Source organism: Klebsiella sp. 10 (genome assembly GCF_018223925.1).
GTDB classification, from domain to species: domain Bacteria; phylum Pseudomonadota; class Gammaproteobacteria; order Enterobacterales; family Enterobacteriaceae; genus Klebsiella; species Klebsiella pneumoniae.
Window position 1 is genome coordinate 321,784 of record NZ_JAGRRB010000008.1, and the last position, 18,613, is coordinate 340,396.

The 18,613-nt window shown below is 55.7% G+C and carries 16 protein-coding genes; 12 read left to right on the forward strand and 4 right to left on the reverse strand.

Annotation, left to right across the window (positions count from 1 at the left end; translation table 11 throughout):
* The first annotated feature begins 52 nt into the window (after positions 1-52).
* On the forward strand, positions 53-1,210 hold the full coding sequence (gene cdaR, locus KHQ26_RS10355) for a DNA-binding transcriptional regulator CdaR (RefSeq protein ID WP_002889289.1): 1,158 nt from the start codon (positions 53-55) through the stop codon (positions 1,208-1,210).
* A 118-nt stretch (positions 1,211-1,328) separates the two neighbouring features.
* Here the strand turns inward: cdaR and KHQ26_RS10360 are convergent, their stop codons facing one another.
* The 4 genes from KHQ26_RS10360 to map form a co-directional block, all read right to left on the reverse strand.
* Positions 1,329-1,715, reverse strand: coding sequence for a DUF3461 family protein (locus KHQ26_RS10360; RefSeq protein WP_002889292.1), 387 nt, complete (start codon positions 1,713-1,715; stop codon positions 1,329-1,331).
* A gap of 107 nt (positions 1,716-1,822) precedes the next feature.
* On the reverse strand, positions 1,823-2,647 hold the full coding sequence (dapD, locus tag KHQ26_RS10365; protein ID WP_002889295.1) for a 2,3,4,5-tetrahydropyridine-2,6-dicarboxylate N-succinyltransferase: 825 nt from the start codon (positions 2,645-2,647) through the stop codon (positions 1,823-1,825).
* Positions 2,648-2,677: 30 nt separating this feature from the next.
* Positions 2,678-5,341 (reverse strand): bifunctional uridylyltransferase/uridylyl-removing protein GlnD, encoded by a 2,664-nt coding sequence (gene glnD / locus KHQ26_RS10370; RefSeq protein ID WP_004151931.1) that lies wholly within the window; start codon positions 5,339-5,341, stop codon positions 2,678-2,680.
* A 57-nt stretch (positions 5,342-5,398) separates the two neighbouring features.
* On the reverse strand, positions 5,399-6,193 hold the full coding sequence (gene map, locus KHQ26_RS10375; protein ID WP_004212705.1) for a type I methionyl aminopeptidase: 795 nt from the start codon (positions 6,191-6,193) through the stop codon (positions 5,399-5,401).
* 322 nt (positions 6,194-6,515) lie between these two features.
* Between map and rpsB the strand changes: the two genes are divergently transcribed.
* The 11 genes from rpsB to lpxD all read left to right on the forward strand — a co-directional run bounded on the left by rpsB (position 6,516) and on the right by lpxD (position 18,554).
* Entirely contained in the window at positions 6,516-7,241 is a 726-nt protein-coding gene (gene rpsB / locus KHQ26_RS10380; protein ID WP_002889299.1) for a 30S ribosomal protein S2, read from the forward strand.
* 119 nt (positions 7,242-7,360) lie between these two features.
* The gene (gene tsf / locus KHQ26_RS10385; protein ID WP_004151930.1) at positions 7,361-8,212 is read left to right on the forward strand and encodes a translation elongation factor Ts; all 852 of its coding nucleotides are present in this window, start codon (positions 7,361-7,363) and stop codon (positions 8,210-8,212) included.
* 150 nt (positions 8,213-8,362) lie between these two features.
* On the forward strand, positions 8,363-9,088 hold the full coding sequence (gene pyrH, locus KHQ26_RS10390) for a UMP kinase (RefSeq protein WP_002889306.1): 726 nt from the start codon (positions 8,363-8,365) through the stop codon (positions 9,086-9,088).
* A 150-nt stretch (positions 9,089-9,238) separates the two neighbouring features.
* Positions 9,239-9,796, forward strand: a complete 558-nt coding sequence (frr, locus tag KHQ26_RS10395; RefSeq protein WP_002889308.1) for a ribosome recycling factor — start codon at positions 9,239-9,241, stop codon at positions 9,794-9,796.
* 228 nt (positions 9,797-10,024) lie between these two features.
* Positions 10,025-11,227, forward strand: coding sequence for a 1-deoxy-D-xylulose-5-phosphate reductoisomerase (ispC, locus tag KHQ26_RS10400; protein WP_020804565.1), 1,203 nt, complete (start codon positions 10,025-10,027; stop codon positions 11,225-11,227).
* A 237-nt stretch (positions 11,228-11,464) separates the two neighbouring features.
* Positions 11,465-12,223 carry a (2E,6E)-farnesyl-diphosphate-specific ditrans,polycis-undecaprenyl-diphosphate synthase gene (ispU, locus tag KHQ26_RS10405; RefSeq protein WP_002889316.1) on the forward strand — a complete coding sequence of 253 codons (759 nt, stop codon included), beginning with the start codon at positions 11,465-11,467 and terminating at the stop codon, positions 12,221-12,223.
* A 12-nt stretch (positions 12,224-12,235) separates the two neighbouring features.
* Positions 12,236-13,093 carry a phosphatidate cytidylyltransferase gene (gene cdsA / locus KHQ26_RS10410; RefSeq protein ID WP_002889318.1) on the forward strand — a complete coding sequence of 286 codons (858 nt, stop codon included), beginning with the start codon at positions 12,236-12,238 and terminating at the stop codon, positions 13,091-13,093.
* An 11-nt stretch (positions 13,094-13,104) separates the two neighbouring features.
* A complete protein-coding gene (rseP, locus tag KHQ26_RS10415; protein WP_211777880.1) occupies positions 13,105-14,457 on the forward strand; it encodes a sigma E protease regulator RseP in 1,353 nt (450 codons plus the stop codon).
* 31 nt (positions 14,458-14,488) lie between these two features.
* Entirely contained in the window at positions 14,489-16,918 is a 2,430-nt protein-coding gene (gene bamA / locus KHQ26_RS10420; RefSeq protein WP_004177357.1) for an outer membrane protein assembly factor BamA, read from the forward strand.
* Positions 16,919-17,039: 121 nt separating this feature from the next.
* A complete protein-coding gene (skp, locus tag KHQ26_RS10425; protein WP_002889325.1) occupies positions 17,040-17,525 on the forward strand; it encodes a molecular chaperone Skp in 486 nt (161 codons plus the stop codon).
* Between the two features lie 3 nt (positions 17,526-17,528).
* Positions 17,529-18,554, forward strand: coding sequence for a UDP-3-O-(3-hydroxymyristoyl)glucosamine N-acyltransferase (gene lpxD / locus KHQ26_RS10430; RefSeq protein ID WP_002889327.1), 1,026 nt, complete (start codon positions 17,529-17,531; stop codon positions 18,552-18,554).
* Positions 18,555-18,613 lie beyond the last annotated feature (59 nt).

Below are 18,613 nucleotides of genomic sequence, written 5' to 3' on the forward strand. Positions count from 1 at the left end.
GCAGCGCGACGATGACTCTTTTATGCTGGTGCCCAGCAAAGGGGAGGACTACATGGCTGGCTGGCATCTTGATACCAAAATGGCGCAGGATATTGTGGCGCGGACCATGCGCATCATCGATACCAATATCAACGTGATGGATGCCCGCGGGCGGATCATCGGCAGCGGCGATCGGGAAAGGATTGGTGAATTGCACGAAGGCGCGCTGCTGGTCCTCTCCCAGGGGCGGGTGGTGGATATCGACGACGCGGTCGCTCGCCATCTGCACGGGGTTCGCCAGGGGATTAACCTGCCGCTGCGCCTGGAGGGGGAGATCGTCGGGGTGATCGGCCTGACCGGCGAGCCGGAGTCGCTGCGAAAATATGGCGAGCTGGTGTGCATGACAGCAGAGATGATGCTGGAGCAGTCGCGGCTGATGCATCTCCTGGCCCAGGACAGCCGTCTGCGCGAAGAGCTGGTGATGAACCTGATTCAGGCGGAAGAGCATACCCCGGCGCTGAACGAATGGGCTCAGCGTTTAGGCATCGATCTCAATCAGCCGCGCGTGGTGGCGATGATTGAGGTAGACAGCGGTCAGCTCGGCGTGGACAGCGCGATGGCGGAACTGCAACAGTTACAGAACGCGCTGACCACCCCCGATCGCAATAATCTGGTGGCCATTGTCTCGCTCACGGAAATGGTGGTGCTGAAACCGGCGCTGAACAGCTTTGGCCGCTGGGACGCTGACGATCACGTCCGGCGCGTCGAGCAGCTTATCGCCAGGATGAAAGAGAATGGCCAGCTGCGCTTTCGCGTGGCGCTGGGCAACTTCTTCACCGGCCCAGGAAGTATCGCCCGCTCTTACCGTACCGCACGCACGACGATGATGGTTGGCAAGCAGCGGATGCCGGAGAGCCGCAGTTATTTCTATCAGGATCTGATGCTGCCGGTGCTGCTCGACAGCCTGCGCGGCGGCTGGCAGGCCAATGAGCTGGCCCGTCCGCTGGCGCGTTTGAAGGCCATGGACAACAACGGGCTGCTGCGGCGGACGCTGCAGGCGTGGTTTCGCCATAACGTGCAGCCGCTGGCGACGTCAAAGGCGCTGTTTATTCATCGCAATACGCTGGAGTACCGGTTGAACCGTATCTCGGAGCTGACCGGCCTGGATCTCGGTAGCTTTGACGACAGGCTGCTGCTGTATATCGCGCTGCAGCTGGACGAACAACGCTAAGACGTGGAGGCAAAAAAATGCCGGGCAGCGACGCGCCATACCCGGCCTGGACGATGCATGCTGTCTGGAGTGGATAGAGACCACCAGCCCGGCCAGGCAACGCGCCGCCGGGATGCTCTTACTTACGGGTGAGCTTTTCCAGATCGGCTTCGATTTCGCTGATCTTATTGGTGACCACGCTTTCCAGATGGCGTAAATCGTCGAGGATTTTACGCTTGAGATCGATTTCAGTGCGATCGCGCTGGCAGATCTGATCCAGCTCGTCGATAACGTAGCGCAGATTGGGGCTGATCTCCTGGACCTCTTTGTAGCCCTGGCCGACGCCGTCGGCGACGACGGTTTTGCGCTGACGCGGATATTTGAACTTCACGCTCTTGGCGAAGAATTCGCCTTTGTCTTTCTGAAAATAGATTTTCAGAATGTCGTTGTTAGCTTCCTGCCGCAGGCTATAGCGATCGATCTCATCAGGGTTGGTAATGCCAAGACTTTTCAGATTATCGTACATAACGGTACCTTTGATAGCATCATAACCATTGAATAATTAACGAAAAAATCCATTTTCGCCAGCATCAAATATAAAAAAAGCGGGATATCTCCCGCTTTTTATTTGCTTTAGTCGATGGTGCGCAGCAGCTCGTTAATGCCGACCTTGCCGCGGGTTTTGGCATCGACTTTCTTCACAATCACCGCGCAGTACAGGCTGTATTTACCATCTTTCGACGGCAGGTTGCCTGAGACCACCACCGAGCCAGCCGGTACGCGGCCGTAGAAGACTTCGCCGGTTTCGCGATCGTAGATTTTGGTGCTCTGACCGAGGTAAACGCCCATGGAGATGACGGAGCCTTCTTCGACAATCACCCCTTCAACCACTTCAGAGCGCGCGCCGATGAAGCAGTTATCTTCGATGATGGTCGGGTTCGCCTGCAGCGGCTCCAGTACGCCACCGATGCCGACACCGCCGGACAGATGCACGTTTTTACCGATCTGTGCGCAGGAGCCGACGGTGGCCCAGGTATCAACCATGGTGCCTTCGTCAACGTAGGCGCCGATGTTAACGTAGGACGGCATCAGCACAGTGTTGCGGGCGATGAACGCGCCCTGGCGCACGGCGGCCGGCGGTACCACGCGGAAACCTTCTTTCTGGAAACGCGCTTCGTCGTAGTCAGCGAATTTCATCGGCACTTTATCGAAGTAGCGGCTTTCCGCACCATCGATAACCTGGTTATCGTTAATACGGAAAGAGAGCAGTACCGCCTTCTTCAGCCACTGATGCGTTACCCACTGACCGTCGATCTTCTCAGCGACGCGCAGCGCGCCGGAATCAAGAAGGGCGATAACCTGGTTAACCGCTTCGCGGGTCACGGTATCCACATTAGCCGGCGTAATGTCGGCGCGACGCTCGAAAGCGGACTCAATAACGTTCTGTAACTGCTGCATTGTTTCTTTCCATTCACTAAAAAAAATACGTCACCCTTTATCGTTTGGATTGAGGGCCGCTGTCAACCGTTGTTGCACTTCTTGTTGCAGCTCATTATTAAGGGCACGCCGGTCGGCGGTGGCGATTATAAATAAATCTTCTACTCGCTCACCAATTGTCGTAATTCGCGCCCCGTGAAGCGATATCCCGAGGTCGGCGAACACCTGCCCGACGCGGGCGAGCAGCCCGGGCTGGTCGAGCGCTATCAGCTCCAGAAACGATTTTCGGTCGGTATGGGTCGGCAGGAAATTCACCTCGGTGTCCACGGAAAAATGGCGTAGCTTTGCCGCCTGACGACGCGGGGCCGGAGGCTGCCAGCTGCGCTGAGTGATGGTCTGCTCCAGCCCCTGGCGGATCGCCTCGTGGCGGTCGGCGGAAAGGGGGCTGCCGTCGGGCTCAAGGACGATAAAGGTATCCATCGCCATACCGTCGCGGGTGGTGAAGATCTGCGCGTCGTGGACGCTGAGGTTGCGACGGTCAAGTTCGCCACACACCGCGGCGAACAGGTAAGGGCGATCCGGGCTCCAGATAAAAATCTCCGTACCACCGCGGGTAGCCTGCGAGCTCAGCAGGATCATCGGTTTATTCAGATCGTGGCGCAGCAGGTTGCGGGCGTGCCAGGCGAGCTGCGTCGGCGTATGTCGCACGAAATAGTTGGCGCGGCAGCGGTTCCAGATCTGATGCAGCGCCTCTTCATTAATATTGTCCATCCGCAGCAGGGCCAGCGCCTGCAGCTGATGGTGACGCACTCGTTCGCGCATGTCCGGGGTGCTTTGCATGCCGCGACGCAGCTGCTTCTCGGTGGCGAAATAGAGTTCACGCAGCAGGCTCTGCTTCCAGCTGTTCCACAAGGTTTCGTTGGTGGCGCAGATATCGGCGACGGTCAGACACACCAGATAGCGCAGACGATTTTCCGTTTGCACCTCCTCGGCGAACTGCTTAATCACCTCCGGATCCTGAATATCGCGCCGCTGGGCGGTGACCGACATCAGCAGGTGGTGACGCACCAGCCAGGCGACCAGCTGCGTTTCGCGCGAGTTCAGCCCGTGCAGCTCGGCAAACTTCAGCACATCCTGCGCGCCGAGGATCGAGTGGTCGCCGCCGCGCCCTTTGGCGATGTCGTGGAACAGGGCGGCAATTAAGATCAGCTCCGGGTGCGTTAAGCGCGGCCACAGCTCCACGCACAGCGGGTGGCGGCTGCGGGTTTCTTCTTTGGCAAAGCTTTCCAGCTTGAGCATCACCCGGACGGTGTGTTCATCGACGGTGTAGGCGTGAAACAGGTCGAACTGCATCTGGCCGACGATATGCGACCACTGCGGCATATAGGCCCACAGTACGCTGTGGCGATGCATCGGCAGCAGCCCGCGACTTACCGCCCCCTGATGGCGCAGCATACTAAGAAAGAGCGTGCGCGCCTCCGGGATATAGCACAGCGGCTGGGTGAGATGACGGCGGGCGTGGCGCAGATGGCGCAACGTCGTTGAGTAGATGCCGGTGATGGTGCTGTTGCGCACCATGATATAAAACATGCGCAGAATGGCCTGCGGTTCGCGAATAAACAGCGTGTCGTCACGCAGATCGATAAGGGTGCCGCGCAGCTGGAAATCATCATCGATCGGGCGTGGTTTTTCATCCTCGGTCAGGGCGAGGATAGCCTCCTCAAACAGCTGAAGCAGCATCTGATTCAGCTCGCTCACCCGGCGGGTAACGCGGAAGAAGTCCTTCATCATATGCTCAATCGGCTGGTTGCCGTCGCCTTCATAGCCTAGCCGGCGGGCCACGCTGAGCTGGCGGTCGAAAAGCAGACGGTTGTCATAGCGCGTGAGTTCGAGATGCAGCGCGAAACGGATGCGCCACAGCTGATGCAGACACTCATTGAGTTCATTGCGCTCGGCTTCGGTCAGAAAGCCGAAGCCGACCATCTCATCCATTGAGGTGGCGCCGAAATGGCGGCGAGCCACCCACTGTAGCGTATGGATATCGCGCAAGCCGCCGGGGCTGCTTTTCACGTCCGGCTCGAGGTTATAGCTGGTGCCATGATAGCGCTGATGACGGACGTTCTGCTCTTCGACCTTGGCGGCGAAGAACTTTTCCGATGGCCAGAAGCCGTCGCTAAAAATATGTTTTTGCAGTTCAAGGAACAGCGCGACGTCGCCGATCAGCAGGCGCGATTCGATTAAGTTGGTGGCAACGGTCAGATCCGAGAGACCTTCCAGCAGGCACTCTTCGAGGGTGCGTACGCTGTGGCCCACCTCCAGCTTGACGTCCCACAGCAAGGTGAGCAGTTCGCCGACTTTTTGCGCCTGGTCGTCCGGCAGTTTTTTACGACTGAGGATCAGCAGATCGACGTCTGAGAGCGGGTGCAGTTCGCCACGGCCATAGCCGCCGACGGCGACCAGCGCCAGGTCGCTGACGGATTCAAAACCGCAGGCGATCCATAATCGCTGCAGCAACTGGTCGATAAATTCGGTGCGCGCCGCGATGAGCTGCTCCGCGACGATGCCGGAGTCAAACGCCTCGCCCAGCCAGTGCTGGAAGGTATCGATGTGCGCCTTGATTGCGGCACAGTTCAGATCGCCCTGGGGCCAACTCACCGGGTGTTCCGGCGGGACGGGCAGGAGAGGGGAGGCTGTGTCAGGTAATGAGTTGCTCATCGCGTCACCATAAGAAAAAACTATCTAATAAAAAAGCCGGCGGGCGCCGGCTTTTCATCATTCATCGTGCGAGATTATCGCCGGGATGGTGTCATCCTTGCGTAGCGTCAGAATTTCGCAGCCGTTGTCTGTCACCACAATAGTATGCTCGTACTGCGCAGACAAGCTCCGGTCTTTGGTTTTCACCGTCCAGCCGTCTTTCATGCTGCGGATCTCTTTTTTACCGGCGTTGACCATCGGCTCGATGGTGAAGGTCATGCCTGGTTTGAGTACGACGTTGGTCTCCGGCGAATCGTAGTGCAGTACCTGAGGCTCTTCATGGAAGCCGCGGCCGATGCCGTGGCCACAGTACTCGCGAACCACGGAGAAACCTTCGGCTTCCACAAATTTCTGGATCGCCGCGCCGATCGCGCGCAGGTTGATCCCCGGTTTAACCATCTTCAGCGCCAGGTACAGGCTTTCCTGAGTGATGCGGCACAGGCGCTCGCCGAGAATCGTCGGTTTGCCAACGATAAACATTTTGGAGGTATCGCCATGGAAATCATCTTTAATGACGGTCACGTCGATATTCACGATATCGCCATCTTTCAGCAGCTTGCCGTCATCAGGGATACCGTGACAGACCACTTCATTGACCGAAATGCAGACGGATTTCGGATAGCCGTGATAGCCGAGGCAGGCGGAAATGGCCTTCTGCTCGTTAACGATATAGTCGTTACAGATGCGGTCCAGTTCGCCGGTGCTGACGCCCGGTTTGACGTAGGGTTCGATCATTTCCAGCACTTCGGCGGCCAGACGGCCGGCAACGCGCATTTTTTCGATGTCTTCAGATGTCTTAATAGAGATAGCCATGGAGTATGTCCAGCAGTGTCGATTTTTTCGACAATAATAGAGTAAGTCCTGTCAATGGTAACAGTCTGGGCAGGCTGGTGCCAAACTGAGAATCATTAACAGCACGCGACGTCAACAAGAGTTGGTGTCTGGATGGATTTTGTGGTATAAAGCGCGCCGGACTTCCGTTCCATCTCAGATACACAAGGATGGACGTAAGCGACATAGCTCACTTTGTGTAATAACACACACGTATCGGCACATATTCCGGGGTGCCCTTCGGGGTCGGTAATATGGGATACGTGGAGGCATAACCCCAATTTAATCTATAGAGGTTTTAAACATGGCAACTGTTTCCATGCGCGACATGCTCAAGGCTGGTGTTCACTTCGGTCACCAGACCCGTTACTGGAACCCGAAAATGAAGCCTTTCATCTTCGGCGCGCGTAACAAAGTTCACATCATCAACCTTGAGAAAACCGTACCGATGTTCAACGAAGCTCTGGCTGAACTGAACAAGATCGCTGCTCGTAAAGGTAAAATCCTTTTCGTTGGTACTAAGCGCGCTGCAAGCGAAGCGGTAAAAGACGCTGCTCTGAGCTGCGATCAGTTCTTCGTGAACCATCGCTGGCTGGGCGGTATGCTGACTAACTGGAAAACCGTTCGTCAGTCCATCAAACGTCTGAAAGACCTGGAAACTCAGTCCCAGGACGGTACTTTCGACAAGCTGACCAAGAAAGAAGCGCTGATGCGCACTCGTGAGCTGGACAAGCTGGAAAACAGCCTGGGCGGTATCAAAGATATGGGCGGCCTGCCGGACGCACTGTTCGTTATCGACGCTGACCACGAGCACATCGCTATCAAAGAAGCAAACAACCTGGGCATCCCGGTATTTGCTATCGTTGATACCAACTCTGATCCGGACGGCGTAGACTTCGTTATCCCGGGTAACGACGATGCAATCCGCGCAGTAAGCCTGTACCTGGGCGCTGTTGCTGCTACCGTTCGTGAAGGTCGCTCTCAGGACCTGGCTTCTCAGGCGGAAGAAAGCTTCGTAGAAGCTGAATAATAAGGTTTAAGCCCTTATTAGTACCGTGTATGAATAGGGGCCCATTATCGGCCCCTTTTTTCAATTTACGCTGTTTGGCCGTTGGCCGGGCAGTATCCACATCTCCCGAGGATTTTAGAATGGCTGAAATTACCGCTTCCCTGGTAAAAGAGCTGCGCGAACGTACTGGCGCAGGCATGATGGATTGCAAAAAAGCGCTGACTGAAGCGAATGGCGACATCGAGCTGGCAATCGAAAACATGCGTAAATCCGGCGCGATCAAAGCGGCGAAGAAAGCAGGCAACGTGGCTGCTGACGGCGTGATCAAAACCAAAATCGAAGGCAACTACGGTTACATTCTGGAAGTTAACTGCCAGACTGACTTCGTTGCTAAAGATGGTGGTTTCCAGGCATTTGCCGACAAAGTACTGGACGCCGCTGTTGCAGGTAAAATCTCCGACGTTGAAGTTCTGAAAGCGCAGTTCGAAGAAGAACGTGTTGCGCTGGTTGCTAAAATCGGCGAGAACATCAACATCCGTCGTATCGCTGTTCTGGAAGGCGACGTTCTGGGCAGCTACCAGCACGGTGCGCGTATCGGCGTTCTGGTTGCCGCTAAAGGCGCTGACGAAGAGCTGGTTAAGCAGCTGGCAATGCACGTTGCTGCAAGCAAGCCGGAATTCGTTAAGCCGGAAGACGTGTCTGCTGAAGTGGTAGAGAAAGAGTACCAGGTTCAGCTGGACATCGCGATGCAGTCCGGTAAGCCGAAAGAAATCGCAGAGAAAATGGTTGAAGGCCGCATGAAGAAATTCACCGGCGAAGTTTCTCTGACTGGTCAGCCTTTCGTTATGGAGCCGAGCAAATCTGTTGGCCAGCTGCTGAAAGAGCACAACGCTGACGTGACTGGCTTCATCCGCTTTGAAGTGGGCGAAGGCATTGAGAAAGTTGAGACTGACTTTGCAGCAGAAGTTGCTGCGATGTCCAAGCAGTCTTAATTTTTAAAAAAAGGAGCCGCCTGAGGGCGGCTTCTTTTTGCGCCCATTTTGTAAATTCAGCCAACTGCTTATAGTGGCCGCGCTGAAATGCGACATACAATGTCGCCGGAATTAACACATCTCATTCGTTGACAGTCTCAGGAAAGAAACATGGCTACCAATGCAAAACCCGTCTACAAACGTATTCTGCTGAAATTAAGTGGCGAAGCGCTGCAGGGCTCAGAAGGCTTCGGTATTGATGCAAGCATACTTGACCGCATGGCTCAGGAGATCAAAGAGCTGGTTGAGCTGGGTATTCAGGTTGGCGTAGTAATTGGTGGCGGTAACCTGTTCCGTGGTGCTGGTCTGGCGAAAGCGGGTATGAACCGCGTTGTGGGCGACCACATGGGCATGCTGGCAACGGTCATGAACGGCCTGGCAATGCGTGATGCGCTCCACCGCGCCTATGTGAACGCTCGTCTGATGTCCGCCATTCCGCTGAACGGCGTATGCGACAACTACAGCTGGGCAGAGGCGATCAGCCTGCTGCGCAACAACCGCGTAGTGATCCTCTCCGCTGGTACCGGCAACCCGTTCTTTACCACCGATTCCGCAGCCTGCCTGCGCGGTATCGAAATTGAAGCCGATGTGGTGCTGAAAGCCACTAAGGTTGACGGCGTATTCACCGCTGACCCGGCAAAAGATCCTTCTGCCACCATGTACGATCAGCTGACCTACAGCGAAGTTCTGGAAAAAGAGCTGAAAGTCATGGATCTGGCGGCCTTCACCCTGGCGCGTGACCATAAATTACCGATTCGCGTCTTCAACATGAACAAACCTGGCGCCCTGCGTCGCGTGGTGATGGGCGAAAAAGAAGGCACATTGATCACGGAATAATTCCCGTCAGCGCCAAATCCGGGTAATATTCCGCTTTACTTTCGCGGGGATATTGCCCGGTGATTTTCATTAAATCTGACTATACTTAGCTCATTTTCCGACGGGTGTCCCGTCTGGTCTGACTGAGACAAGCTTTCAAGGATTCGTAACGTGATTAGCGATATCAGAAAAGATGCTGAAATCCGCATGGAAAAATGCGTCGAAGCATTCAAAAACCAAATCAGCAAAATTCGCACGGGTCGTGCTTCTCCGAGCCTGCTGGACGGGATTGTTGTTGAATACTACGGTACTCCGACCCCGCTGCGCCAGCTGGCCAGCGTCACTGTCGAAGACTCCCGTACCCTGAAAATCAACGTCTTTGACCGTTCTATGTCCGCGGCCGTTGAAAAAGCGATCATGGCCTCCGACCTCGGTCTGAACCCAAGCTCTGCCGGCAGCGATATTCGTGTCCCGCTGCCGCCGCTGACCGAAGAGCGTCGTAAAGACCTGACCAAGATCGTGCGTGGTGAAGCCGAGCAGGCGCGCGTTGCCGTGCGTAACGTTCGCCGTGACGCCAACGATAAAGTCAAAGCGCTGCTGAAAGAAAAAGAGATCAGCGAAGATGACGATCGCCGTTCTCAGGACGACGTGCAGAAAATGACTGACGCCGCCATCAAAAAAGTTGACGCGGCGCTGGCAGACAAAGAAGCGGAACTGATGCAGTTCTAATGCTCTGCCCTTACTCGGGCCAGACAGGCTCTGGCCTGAGTAAAATCTGAAACGCCGTACAGAAGACTGTACGCTCAATTCTCGGGATTGCGTTGCAACCGCTGGCCTTGTAGCCTTTAGCGCTTAGTTGAAGGCCTAATGCCGCCGTCTCATCCCCGATAGTTGCTGCGTAGGGGCTTGCTGGCGGCGTTTTGCTTTTTATTCTGTTTCCACTCTTCTGGACGTCTCATGAAGCAATTAACCGTTCTCGGTTCGACCGGCTCCATTGGCTGTAGCACGCTGGACGTGGTGCGCCATAACCCTGGTCGCTTTTCCGTCGCCGCGCTGGTCGCGGGGAAAAACGTTGACCGTATGGTTGAACAATGCCTGGAATTTACCCCCCGTTACGCGGTGATGGACGATGCGCAAAGCGCTGAGCGGTTGCGCACCGGTCTGCATGAGCATGGCAGTCGCACCGAGGTGCTAAGCGGCCAGCAGGCGGCGGCCGAGGTCGCGGCGCTGGATGAGGTCGATCAGGTCATGGCGGCAATCGTCGGCGCGGCGGGACTGGTGCCGACGCTGGCGGCGATCCGCGCCGGGAAAACGGTATTGTTAGCGAATAAAGAATCGCTGGTGACCTGCGGTCGCTTATTCATGGAGGCGGTGCAACAGTCGGGGGCGCGATTGCTACCGGTCGATAGCGAGCATAACGCTATTTTTCAGAGTATGCCGGAGACAATTCAGCAGCATCTGGGATACGCTGATCTTGCCCGGAATGGCGTCTCGTCAATCCTGCTGACCGGCTCCGGTGGGCCTTTCCGCGAGACGGCCGTGGCTGAACTGGCGGCGATGACCCCGGATCAGGCCTGCCGTCATCCCAACTGGTCGATGGGGCGCAAGATCTCCGTCGATTCGGCCACGATGATGAACAAAGGCCTGGAATATATTGAAGCGCGCTGGCTGTTTAACGCCTCGGCCCAGCAGATGGAAGTGCTGATCCATCCGCAGTCGGTGATCCACTCGATGGTTCGCTATCAGGATGGCAGCGTGCTGGCCCAGCTTGGGGAGCCGGATATGCGCACGCCGATCGCCCATACCATGGGCTGGCCGCAGCGACTGAATTCCGGCGTTAAACCGCTGGACTTCTGTCAGTTGAGCAATCTGAGCTTCTCCGCGCCGGACTATACGCGATATCCGTGCCTGAAGCTGGCGATGGACGCGTTTGACGTCGGCCAGGCCGCGACCACGACGCTGAATGCGGCTAATGAAGAGTCGGTTGCCGCGTTTCTGCATGGCGATATCCGCTTTACCGATATTGCGGCGGTTAACCTGGCGGTGCTGGATAAGATGGACCTGCAGGAGCCGCAAAGCATTGATGATGTTCTGGTTATCGACGCCGAGGCGCGCGCAATCGCTCACCAGCAGCTGCAGCGGTTGGTTGCGCAGGCGTAACGCGGTGATATTTGTGGGCGCAAGGCTTCGGTGATATAGTCTGCGCCACCCGATCGTTGCATTTTGTTGTTAAAGATTACGGTGGCCGTGACAAAACACGGCTTTTTTGCGTAAAGCTTTTGGTTGTTCTCTGCGATTGGCTGCAGCCCCGGCACCGGATAAAAATGCGTATCCAGCGCGGCCCGGTGGCCTCTGTTTGGTGGCTAGTTAATCCTTATTATGGACTTAAAACGCGTGATGTTGTCTGCTAATCAAACTGTCAGCGAAATATCGCCCACCCATGGCTGCCGTCATGTCGCCATTATTATGGATGGCAACGGCCGTTGGGCGAAACGGCAAGGTAAAATTCGCGCTTTCGGGCATAAGGCCGGGGCGAAATCCGTGCGTCGCGCGGTCTCCTTCGCGGCGAATAATGGGATTGAGGCGTTAACGTTATACGCGTTCAGCAGCGAAAACTGGAACCGTCCGGCTCAGGAAGTCAGTGCGCTGATGGAACTGTTCGTCTGGGCGCTGGATAGCGAAGTCAAAAGCCTGCACCGACACAATGTGCGTCTGCGGATTATTGGCGACACCACGCGCTTCAATGCGCGCCTGCAGGAGCGGATCCGCAAAGCGGAAGCGCTAACCGCAAACAATACCGGCTTAACGCTGAATATTGCAGCCAATTACGGCGGTCGCTGGGATATTACCCAGGGCGTTCGTTTGCTGGCGAAACAGGTACAGGACGGGACGCTGCTGCCTGAGCAGATCACGGAAGACATGCTGAGTCAGCAGGTCTGCATGCATGAACTGGCTCCCGTTGATTTAGTTATTAGGACCGGGGGAGAGCACCGAATAAGTAACTTTCTGATTTGGCAAATTGCCTATGCCGAACTTTACTTTACGGATGTTCTTTGGCCCGATTTTGCTGAACAGGACTTTGAAGGTGCACTCCATGCCTTTGTTAATCGAGAGCGTCGTTTCGGCGGCACTGAGCCGGGTGGCAGTCATGCCTGATGGGGGTCACTTTTGCTGAAGTATCGCCTGATATCTGCTTTCGTCTTAATCCCCATCGTCATTGCGGCATTGTTTTTATTGCCGCCGATGGGCTTTGCTATCGTCACCCTGGTGGTCTGTATGCTCGCCGCCTGGGAGTGGGGACAACTGAGCGGTTTTACCTCGACGTCGCAGCGGGTTTGGCTGGCGGTGCTGTGCGGCCTTCTGCTGGCGGCGATGCTTTTTCTGCTGCCTGAATACCACTATGACGTTCATCAACCGATGGTTGAAGGGTCGCTATGGGCCTCTTTTGCCTGGTGGATCGTCGCGTTACTGCTGGTGCTCTCATACCCGGCGTCGGCGGCATTCTGGCGCCACTCTAAGGTGCTGCGCCTCATCTTCGGCATTCTGACCATCGTCCCGTTTTTCTGGGGCATGCTGGCGCTGCGCGCCTGGCACTATGCCGATAACCACTATAGCGGCGCGCTGTGGCTGCTGTACGTCATGATCCTGGTGTGGGGCGCGGACTCTGGCGCCTATATGTTTGGTAAAATGTTTGGCAAGCACAAGCTGGCGCCGAAGGTCTCACCGGGTAAAACCTGGCAGGGCTTTTTTGGCGGTTTGCTGACCGCGGCAGTGATTTCCTGGGCCTACGGCGTGTGGGCCCATCTTGACGTCACGCCGACGGTGCTGCTGGTCTGTTCGGTGGTGGCGGCCCTGGCTTCGGTGCTGGGCGACCTGACGGAAAGTATGTTTAAGCGCGAGGCCGGCATTAAGGATAGCGGGCACTTGATTCCCGGACATGGTGGTATTCTCGATCGTATCGACAGCCTGACGGCGGCGGTACCGGTCTTCGCCTGTCTGCTACTGTTGGTCTTCAGGACGATTTGACGGAAGGTTATATGCTGAGCGTGCTCTGGAATCTGGCGGCTTTTATCATTGCGCTTGGCGTACTGATTACGGTGCATGAGTTTGGCCATTTTTGGGTGGCGCGCTGCTGCGGTATCCGGGTTGAGCGTTTTTCTATCGGCTTCGGCAAAGCGCTGTGGCGGCGGATGGATAAGCAGGGCACAGAGTTCGTCATCGCCCTGATCCCACTGGGCGGCTACGTCAAGATGCTGGATGAGCGTGTTGAAGCGGTGGCGCCGGAGATGCGTCACTATGCCTTCAACAATAAAACCGTCGGTCAGCGTGCGGCGGTGATTGCCGCCGGCCCCATCGCTAACTTCATTTTCGCTATCTTTGCTTACTGGCTGGTCTTTATCATCGGCGTTCCCGGCGTGCGGCCGGTGGTGGGTGAAATAACGCCCAATTCGGTTGCCGCGCAATCACAAATTGCAAAAGGAACGGAACTTAAAGCGATAGATGGTATCGAAACGCCTGATTGGGATGCGGTGCGTCTGCAGCTGGTGGCCAAAATCGGCAACCCGCAAACAATAGTTACCGTCGCCCCTTTCGGGACCAATCAGCGCCAGGATAAAATCGTCGATCTGCGGCACTGGTCGTTTGAGCCAGACAAGCAAGATCCCGTGACCTCGCTGGGGATCCAGCCGCGCAGCGCGCAGATTGATACGGTGCTGGCTGAGGTTCAGGCGGGATCGGCAGCCCAGAAAGCGGGTTTGCAAGCGGGCGACCGGATCGTTAAAGTCGATGGTCAACCGTTAACGCAGTGGATGACGTTTGTTAATCTGGTGCGCGATAATCCGGGCAAAGCGCTGGCGCTGGAGATTGAACGGCAGGGGAGTGTGCTGCCGTTAACCCTGACGCCGGATGCGAAAACGGTGAAAGGTAAGGCGGAAGGGTTCGCAGGGGTGGTGCCAAAGGTCATCCCGCTGCCTGAAGAATACAAGACAGTACGTCAGTACGGACCGTTTGCCGCCATCGCTGAAGCCACGGATAAAACCTGGCAGCTGATGTCGCTGACGGTCAGGATGCTGGGTAAATTGATAACCGGTGATGTCAAACTGAACAACCTCAGTGGGCCGATCTCTATCGCTCAGGGGGCTGGAATGTCAGCGGAGTTTGGGTTGATTTATTATCTGATGTTCCTGGCGCTGATTAGCGTGAACCTCGGAATCATCAACCTGTTCCCTCTACCCGTACTGGATGGGGGACATCTGCTGTTTTTAGCGATTGAAAAGCTGAAGGGCGGGCCGGTATCCGAGCGAGTTCAAGACTTTAGTTATCGCATTGGCTCAATACTGCTGGTGCTGTTAATGGGGCTTGCACTTTTCAATGATTTCTCTCGGTTATAAGAGAGTTTGTTAGGAAGAACGCATAATAACGATGGCGATGAAAAAGTTGCTCATAGCGTCGCTGCTGTTTAGCAGCGCGACTGTATACGGTGCTGAAGGGTTCGTGGTGAAGGACATTCATTTCGAAGGCTTGCAGCGTGTCGCTGTTGGTGCGGCCCTCCTCAGTATGCCAGTGCGTCCTGGCGATACGGTGACCGACGATGATATCAGTAACACTATTCGCGCGCTGTTTGCCACTGGCAACTTCGAGGACGTCCGCGTCCTGCGCGATGGTGATACCCTGCTGGTGCAGGTGAAAGAGCGTCCGACGATCGCCAGCATCACCTTCTCCGGCAACAAGTCGGTGAAAGATGACATGCTGAAGCAGAACCTTGAGGCCTCAGGCGTTCGGGTGGGCGAGTCGCTTGACCGCACGACCATCGCGGATATCGAGAAGGGTCTTGAAGACTTCTACTACAGCGTCGGTAAATACAGCGCCAGCGTCAAAGCAGTCGTTACGCCGCTGCCGCGTAACCGTGTCGATTTGAAGCTGGTCTTCCAGGAAGGCGTCTCCGCAAAAATTCAACAGATCAACATCGTCGGCAACCATGCGTTTTCGACCGATGAGCTGATCTCCCACTTCCAGCTGCGCGATGAGGTGCCGTGGTGGAACGTGGTCGGCGACCGTAAATACCAGAAGCAGAAGCTAGCGGGCGACCTTGAAACCCTGCGCAGCTACTACCTGGATCGCGGCTATGCCCGTTTCAACATCGATTCTACCCAGGTCAGCCTGACGCCGGATAAGAAAGGGATCTACATCACCGTCAACATCACCGAAGGCGATCAGTACAAGTTTTCCGGAGTGCAGGTGACGGGCAACCTCGCTGGCCATTCCGCGGAAATCGAAGCGCTGACTAAAGTTGAGCCAGGCGAACTGTACAACGGCGCGAAAGTGACCAAGATGGAAAACGACATCAAGAAACTGTTGGGTCGTTATGGTTACGCCTATCCGCGCGTGCAGTCGCAGCCGGAGATCAACGACAGCGATAAAACCGTTAAGCTGCACGTTAACGTCGACGCAGGCAACCGTTATTACGTGCGTAAAATTCGCTTCGAAGGCAACGACACCTCTAAAGATGCCGTACTGCGCCGCGAAATGCGCCAGATGGAAGGCGCATGGCTGGGCAGCGACCTCGTCGATCAGGGTAAAGACCGTCTCAATCGTTTAGGTTTCTTTGAAACGGTGGATACTGATACCCAGCGCGTGCCGGGCAGCCCGGACCAGGTCGACGTTGTCTACAAGGTGAAAGAGCGTAACACCGGTAGCTTCAACTTCGGTATCGGCTACGGCACCGAGAGCGGCGTCAGCTTCCAGGCGGGCGTTCAGCAGGATAACTGGTTAGGTACTGGCTATGCTGTCGGGATCAACGGTACCAAAAACGACTACCAGACCTATACCGAGCTGTCGGTGACCAACCCGTACTTCACCGTAGACGGTGTAAGCCTCGGCGGTCGTGTCTTCTATAATGACTTTGATGCAAACGATGCGGATCTGTCTGACTATACCAACAAAAGCTATGGTACAGACATTACGCTGGGCTTCCCGGTCAATGAATACAACACGCTGCGCGCCGGCGTCGGTTATGTGCATAACTCCCTGTCCAATATGCAGCCGCAGGTGGCAATGTGGCGTTACCTTAACTCGATGGGCCAGTATCCGGACAACACCAACGACCGGAACTCGTTCAGTGCGAATGACTTCACCTTCAACTACGGTTGGACCTATAACAAGCTTGACCGCGGCTTCTTCCCAACGGAAGGTTCGCGCGTCAACCTGAACGGTAAGGTGACCATTCCGGGCTCAGACAACGAGTACTACAAAGCGACGCTGGATACCGCGACCTACGTGCCGATCGACAACGATCATCAGTGGGTAGTACTGGGTCGTACGCGCTTTGGTTATGGCGATGGTATCGGCGGCAAAGAGATGCCGTTCTATGAGAACTTCTATGCCGGTGGTTCCAGCACCGTGCGTGGCTTCCAGTCGAACACCATTGGTCCGAAGGCGGTGTACTTCCCGTCGAGCAGCCGTCATGATGGCGATAGCGGTTATACCAATGACTGTAAGAGCACCGAATCCGCACCGTGTAAATCCGATGATGCGGTTGGCGGTAACGCGATGGCGGTGGCCAGCCTTGAGCTGATTACCCCGACGCCGTTTATTAGTGACAAATATGCGAACTCGGTCCGGACTTCCGTCTTCTGGGATATGGGTACCGTATGGGATACTCACTGGGATTCGAGCGCGTACGCGGGTTATCCGGATTACAGCGATCCGAGCAACATCCGTATGTCTGCGGGTATTGCCGTGCAGTGGATGTCGCCGTTGGGGCCGTTGGTCTTCTCCTACGCCCAACCGTTCAAAAAGTACGATGGAGACAAAGCCGAACAGTTCCAGTTTAACATTGGTAAAACCTGGTAATTGTTGGCGGCAACGGAATGCAAGTGCAGTATAGCGCTGACCGTAGGCGATAACGCGTTTATCGCCTCGCCACGCAAATAACGGTACCCCTGGGTACTCATGGGATGGTAAGGAGTTTATTGTGAAAAAGTGGTTATTAGCTGCAGGTCTGGGTTTGGCAATGGTAACTTCCGCTCAGGCGGCAGATAAAATTGCCCTGGTGAACATGAACAGCCTGTTCCAACAGGTTGCCCAGAAAACTGGCGTTTCCAACACGCTGGAAAACGAGTTCAAAGGCCGCGCTAGCGAACTGCAGCGTATGGAAGGCGACCTGCAGTCCAAAATGCAGCGTCTGCAGTCCATGAAGCCGGGCGCCGATCGTACCAAACTGGAAAAAGACGTGATGGCACAGCGCCAGACCTTCTCCCAGAAAGCGCAGGCGTTTGAACAGGATCGCGCACGTCGTTCCAACGAAGAGCGTGGCAAACTGGTTACCCGTATCCAGACTGCCGTACAGAGCGTAGCGAAAGATCAGAGCATCGATCTGGTGGTTGACGCGAATGCCGTTGCATATAACAGCAGCGATGTAAAAGACATCACCGCTGATGTGCTGAAACAGGTTAAATAAGTAATGCCTTCAATTCGACTGGCTGATCTCGCGCAGCAGTTGGATGCAGAATTACACGGTGATGGCGATATCGTCATCACCGGCGTTGCGTCCATGCAGAGCGCGAAAACGGGCCAAATCACTTTCATGGTCAACCCTAAGTACCGTGAGCACCTGGCCGCTTGCCAGGCTTCTGCCGTTGTGATGACGCAGGATGATTTACCTTTTGCCCATAGCGCCGCTCTGGTAGTGCGTAACCCCTACCTGACCTACGCGCGCATGGCTCAAATTCTGGATACCACGCCGCAGCCGGCTCAGGATATCGCGCCGAGCGCGGTCATCGATCCGTCGGCGAAGCTGGGTAGTAACGTTGCCATCGGCGCCAACGCGGTTATCGAATCCGGCGTAGTGCTGGGCGATAACGTAGTTATCGGCGCAGGCTGCTTCGTTGGGAAAAATACGAAAATAGGCGCCGGCTCGCGTTTGTGGGCTAATGTGACCGTTTACCATGAGATTGAGATCGGCGAGAATTGCCTGATTCAGTCCAGCACGGTGATTGGCGCGGATGGCTTCGGCTACGCTAACGATCGCGGTAACTGGGTGAAGATCCCGCAGCTGGGTCGCGTCATTATTGGCGATCGCGTGGAGATCGGCGCCTGCACCACGATTGACCGTGGTGCGCTGGACGATACCGTGATTGGCAACGGGGTTATCATCGATAACCAGTGCCAGATTGCGCATAACGTGGTGATTGGCGACAATACCGCGGTCGCTGGCGGCGTTATCATGGCGGGCAGCCTGAAAATTGGCCGCTACTGCATGATTGGCGGCGCCAGCGTGATTAACGGCCATATGGAAATCTGCGATAAGGTCACCGTCACGGGGATGGGGATGGTGATGCGTCCTATCAGCGAACCTGGCGTATATTCCTCCGGTATTCCGCTGCAGCCGAACAAGGCGTGGCGTAAAACCGCTGCGCTGGTGATGAATATCGACGAGATGAGCAAGCGCCTGAAAGCGATTGAGCGCAAGGTTAATCAACAAGACTAATTCATCATTTGGTCACATGACATTTCCGGCCTGTTGCATTCGCTAAAAGATTGCCGCAG

What these genes read in the sequence shown, in the direction of transcription:
- pyrH (WP_002889306.1), top strand. Translation starts at nt 8,363, where the DNA reads ATGGCTACCAATGCAAAACCCGTCTACAAACGTATTCTGCTGAAATTA.
- tsf (WP_004151930.1), top strand. Translation starts at nt 7,361, where the DNA reads ATGGCTGAAATTACCGCTTCCCTGGTAAAAGAGCTGCGCGAACGTACT.
- rpsB (WP_002889299.1), top strand. Translation starts at nt 6,516, where the DNA reads ATGGCAACTGTTTCCATGCGCGACATGCTCAAGGCTGGTGTTCACTTC.
- rseP (WP_211777880.1), top strand. Translation starts at nt 13,105, where the DNA reads ATGCTGAGCGTGCTCTGGAATCTGGCGGCTTTTATCATTGCGCTTGGC.
- bamA (WP_004177357.1), top strand. Translation starts at nt 14,489, where the DNA reads ATGGCGATGAAAAAGTTGCTCATAGCGTCGCTGCTGTTTAGCAGCGCG.
- lpxD (WP_002889327.1), top strand. Translation starts at nt 17,529, where the DNA reads ATGCCTTCAATTCGACTGGCTGATCTCGCGCAGCAGTTGGATGCAGAA.
- ispC (WP_020804565.1), top strand. Translation starts at nt 10,025, where the DNA reads ATGAAGCAATTAACCGTTCTCGGTTCGACCGGCTCCATTGGCTGTAGC.
- map (WP_004212705.1), bottom strand. Translation starts at nt 6,193, where the DNA reads ATGGCTATCTCTATTAAGACATCTGAAGACATCGAAAAAATGCGCGTT.
- cdaR (WP_002889289.1), top strand. Translation starts at nt 53, where the DNA reads ATGGCTGGCTGGCATCTTGATACCAAAATGGCGCAGGATATTGTGGCG.
- ispU (WP_002889316.1), top strand. Translation starts at nt 11,465, where the DNA reads ATGTTGTCTGCTAATCAAACTGTCAGCGAAATATCGCCCACCCATGGC.
- dapD (WP_002889295.1), bottom strand. Translation starts at nt 2,647, where the DNA reads ATGCAGCAGTTACAGAACGTTATTGAGTCCGCTTTCGAGCGTCGCGCC.
- KHQ26_RS10360 (WP_002889292.1), bottom strand. Translation starts at nt 1,715, where the DNA reads ATGTACGATAATCTGAAAAGTCTTGGCATTACCAACCCTGATGAGATC.
- glnD (WP_004151931.1), bottom strand. Translation starts at nt 5,341, where the DNA reads ATGAGCAACTCATTACCTGACACAGCCTCCCCTCTCCTGCCCGTCCCG.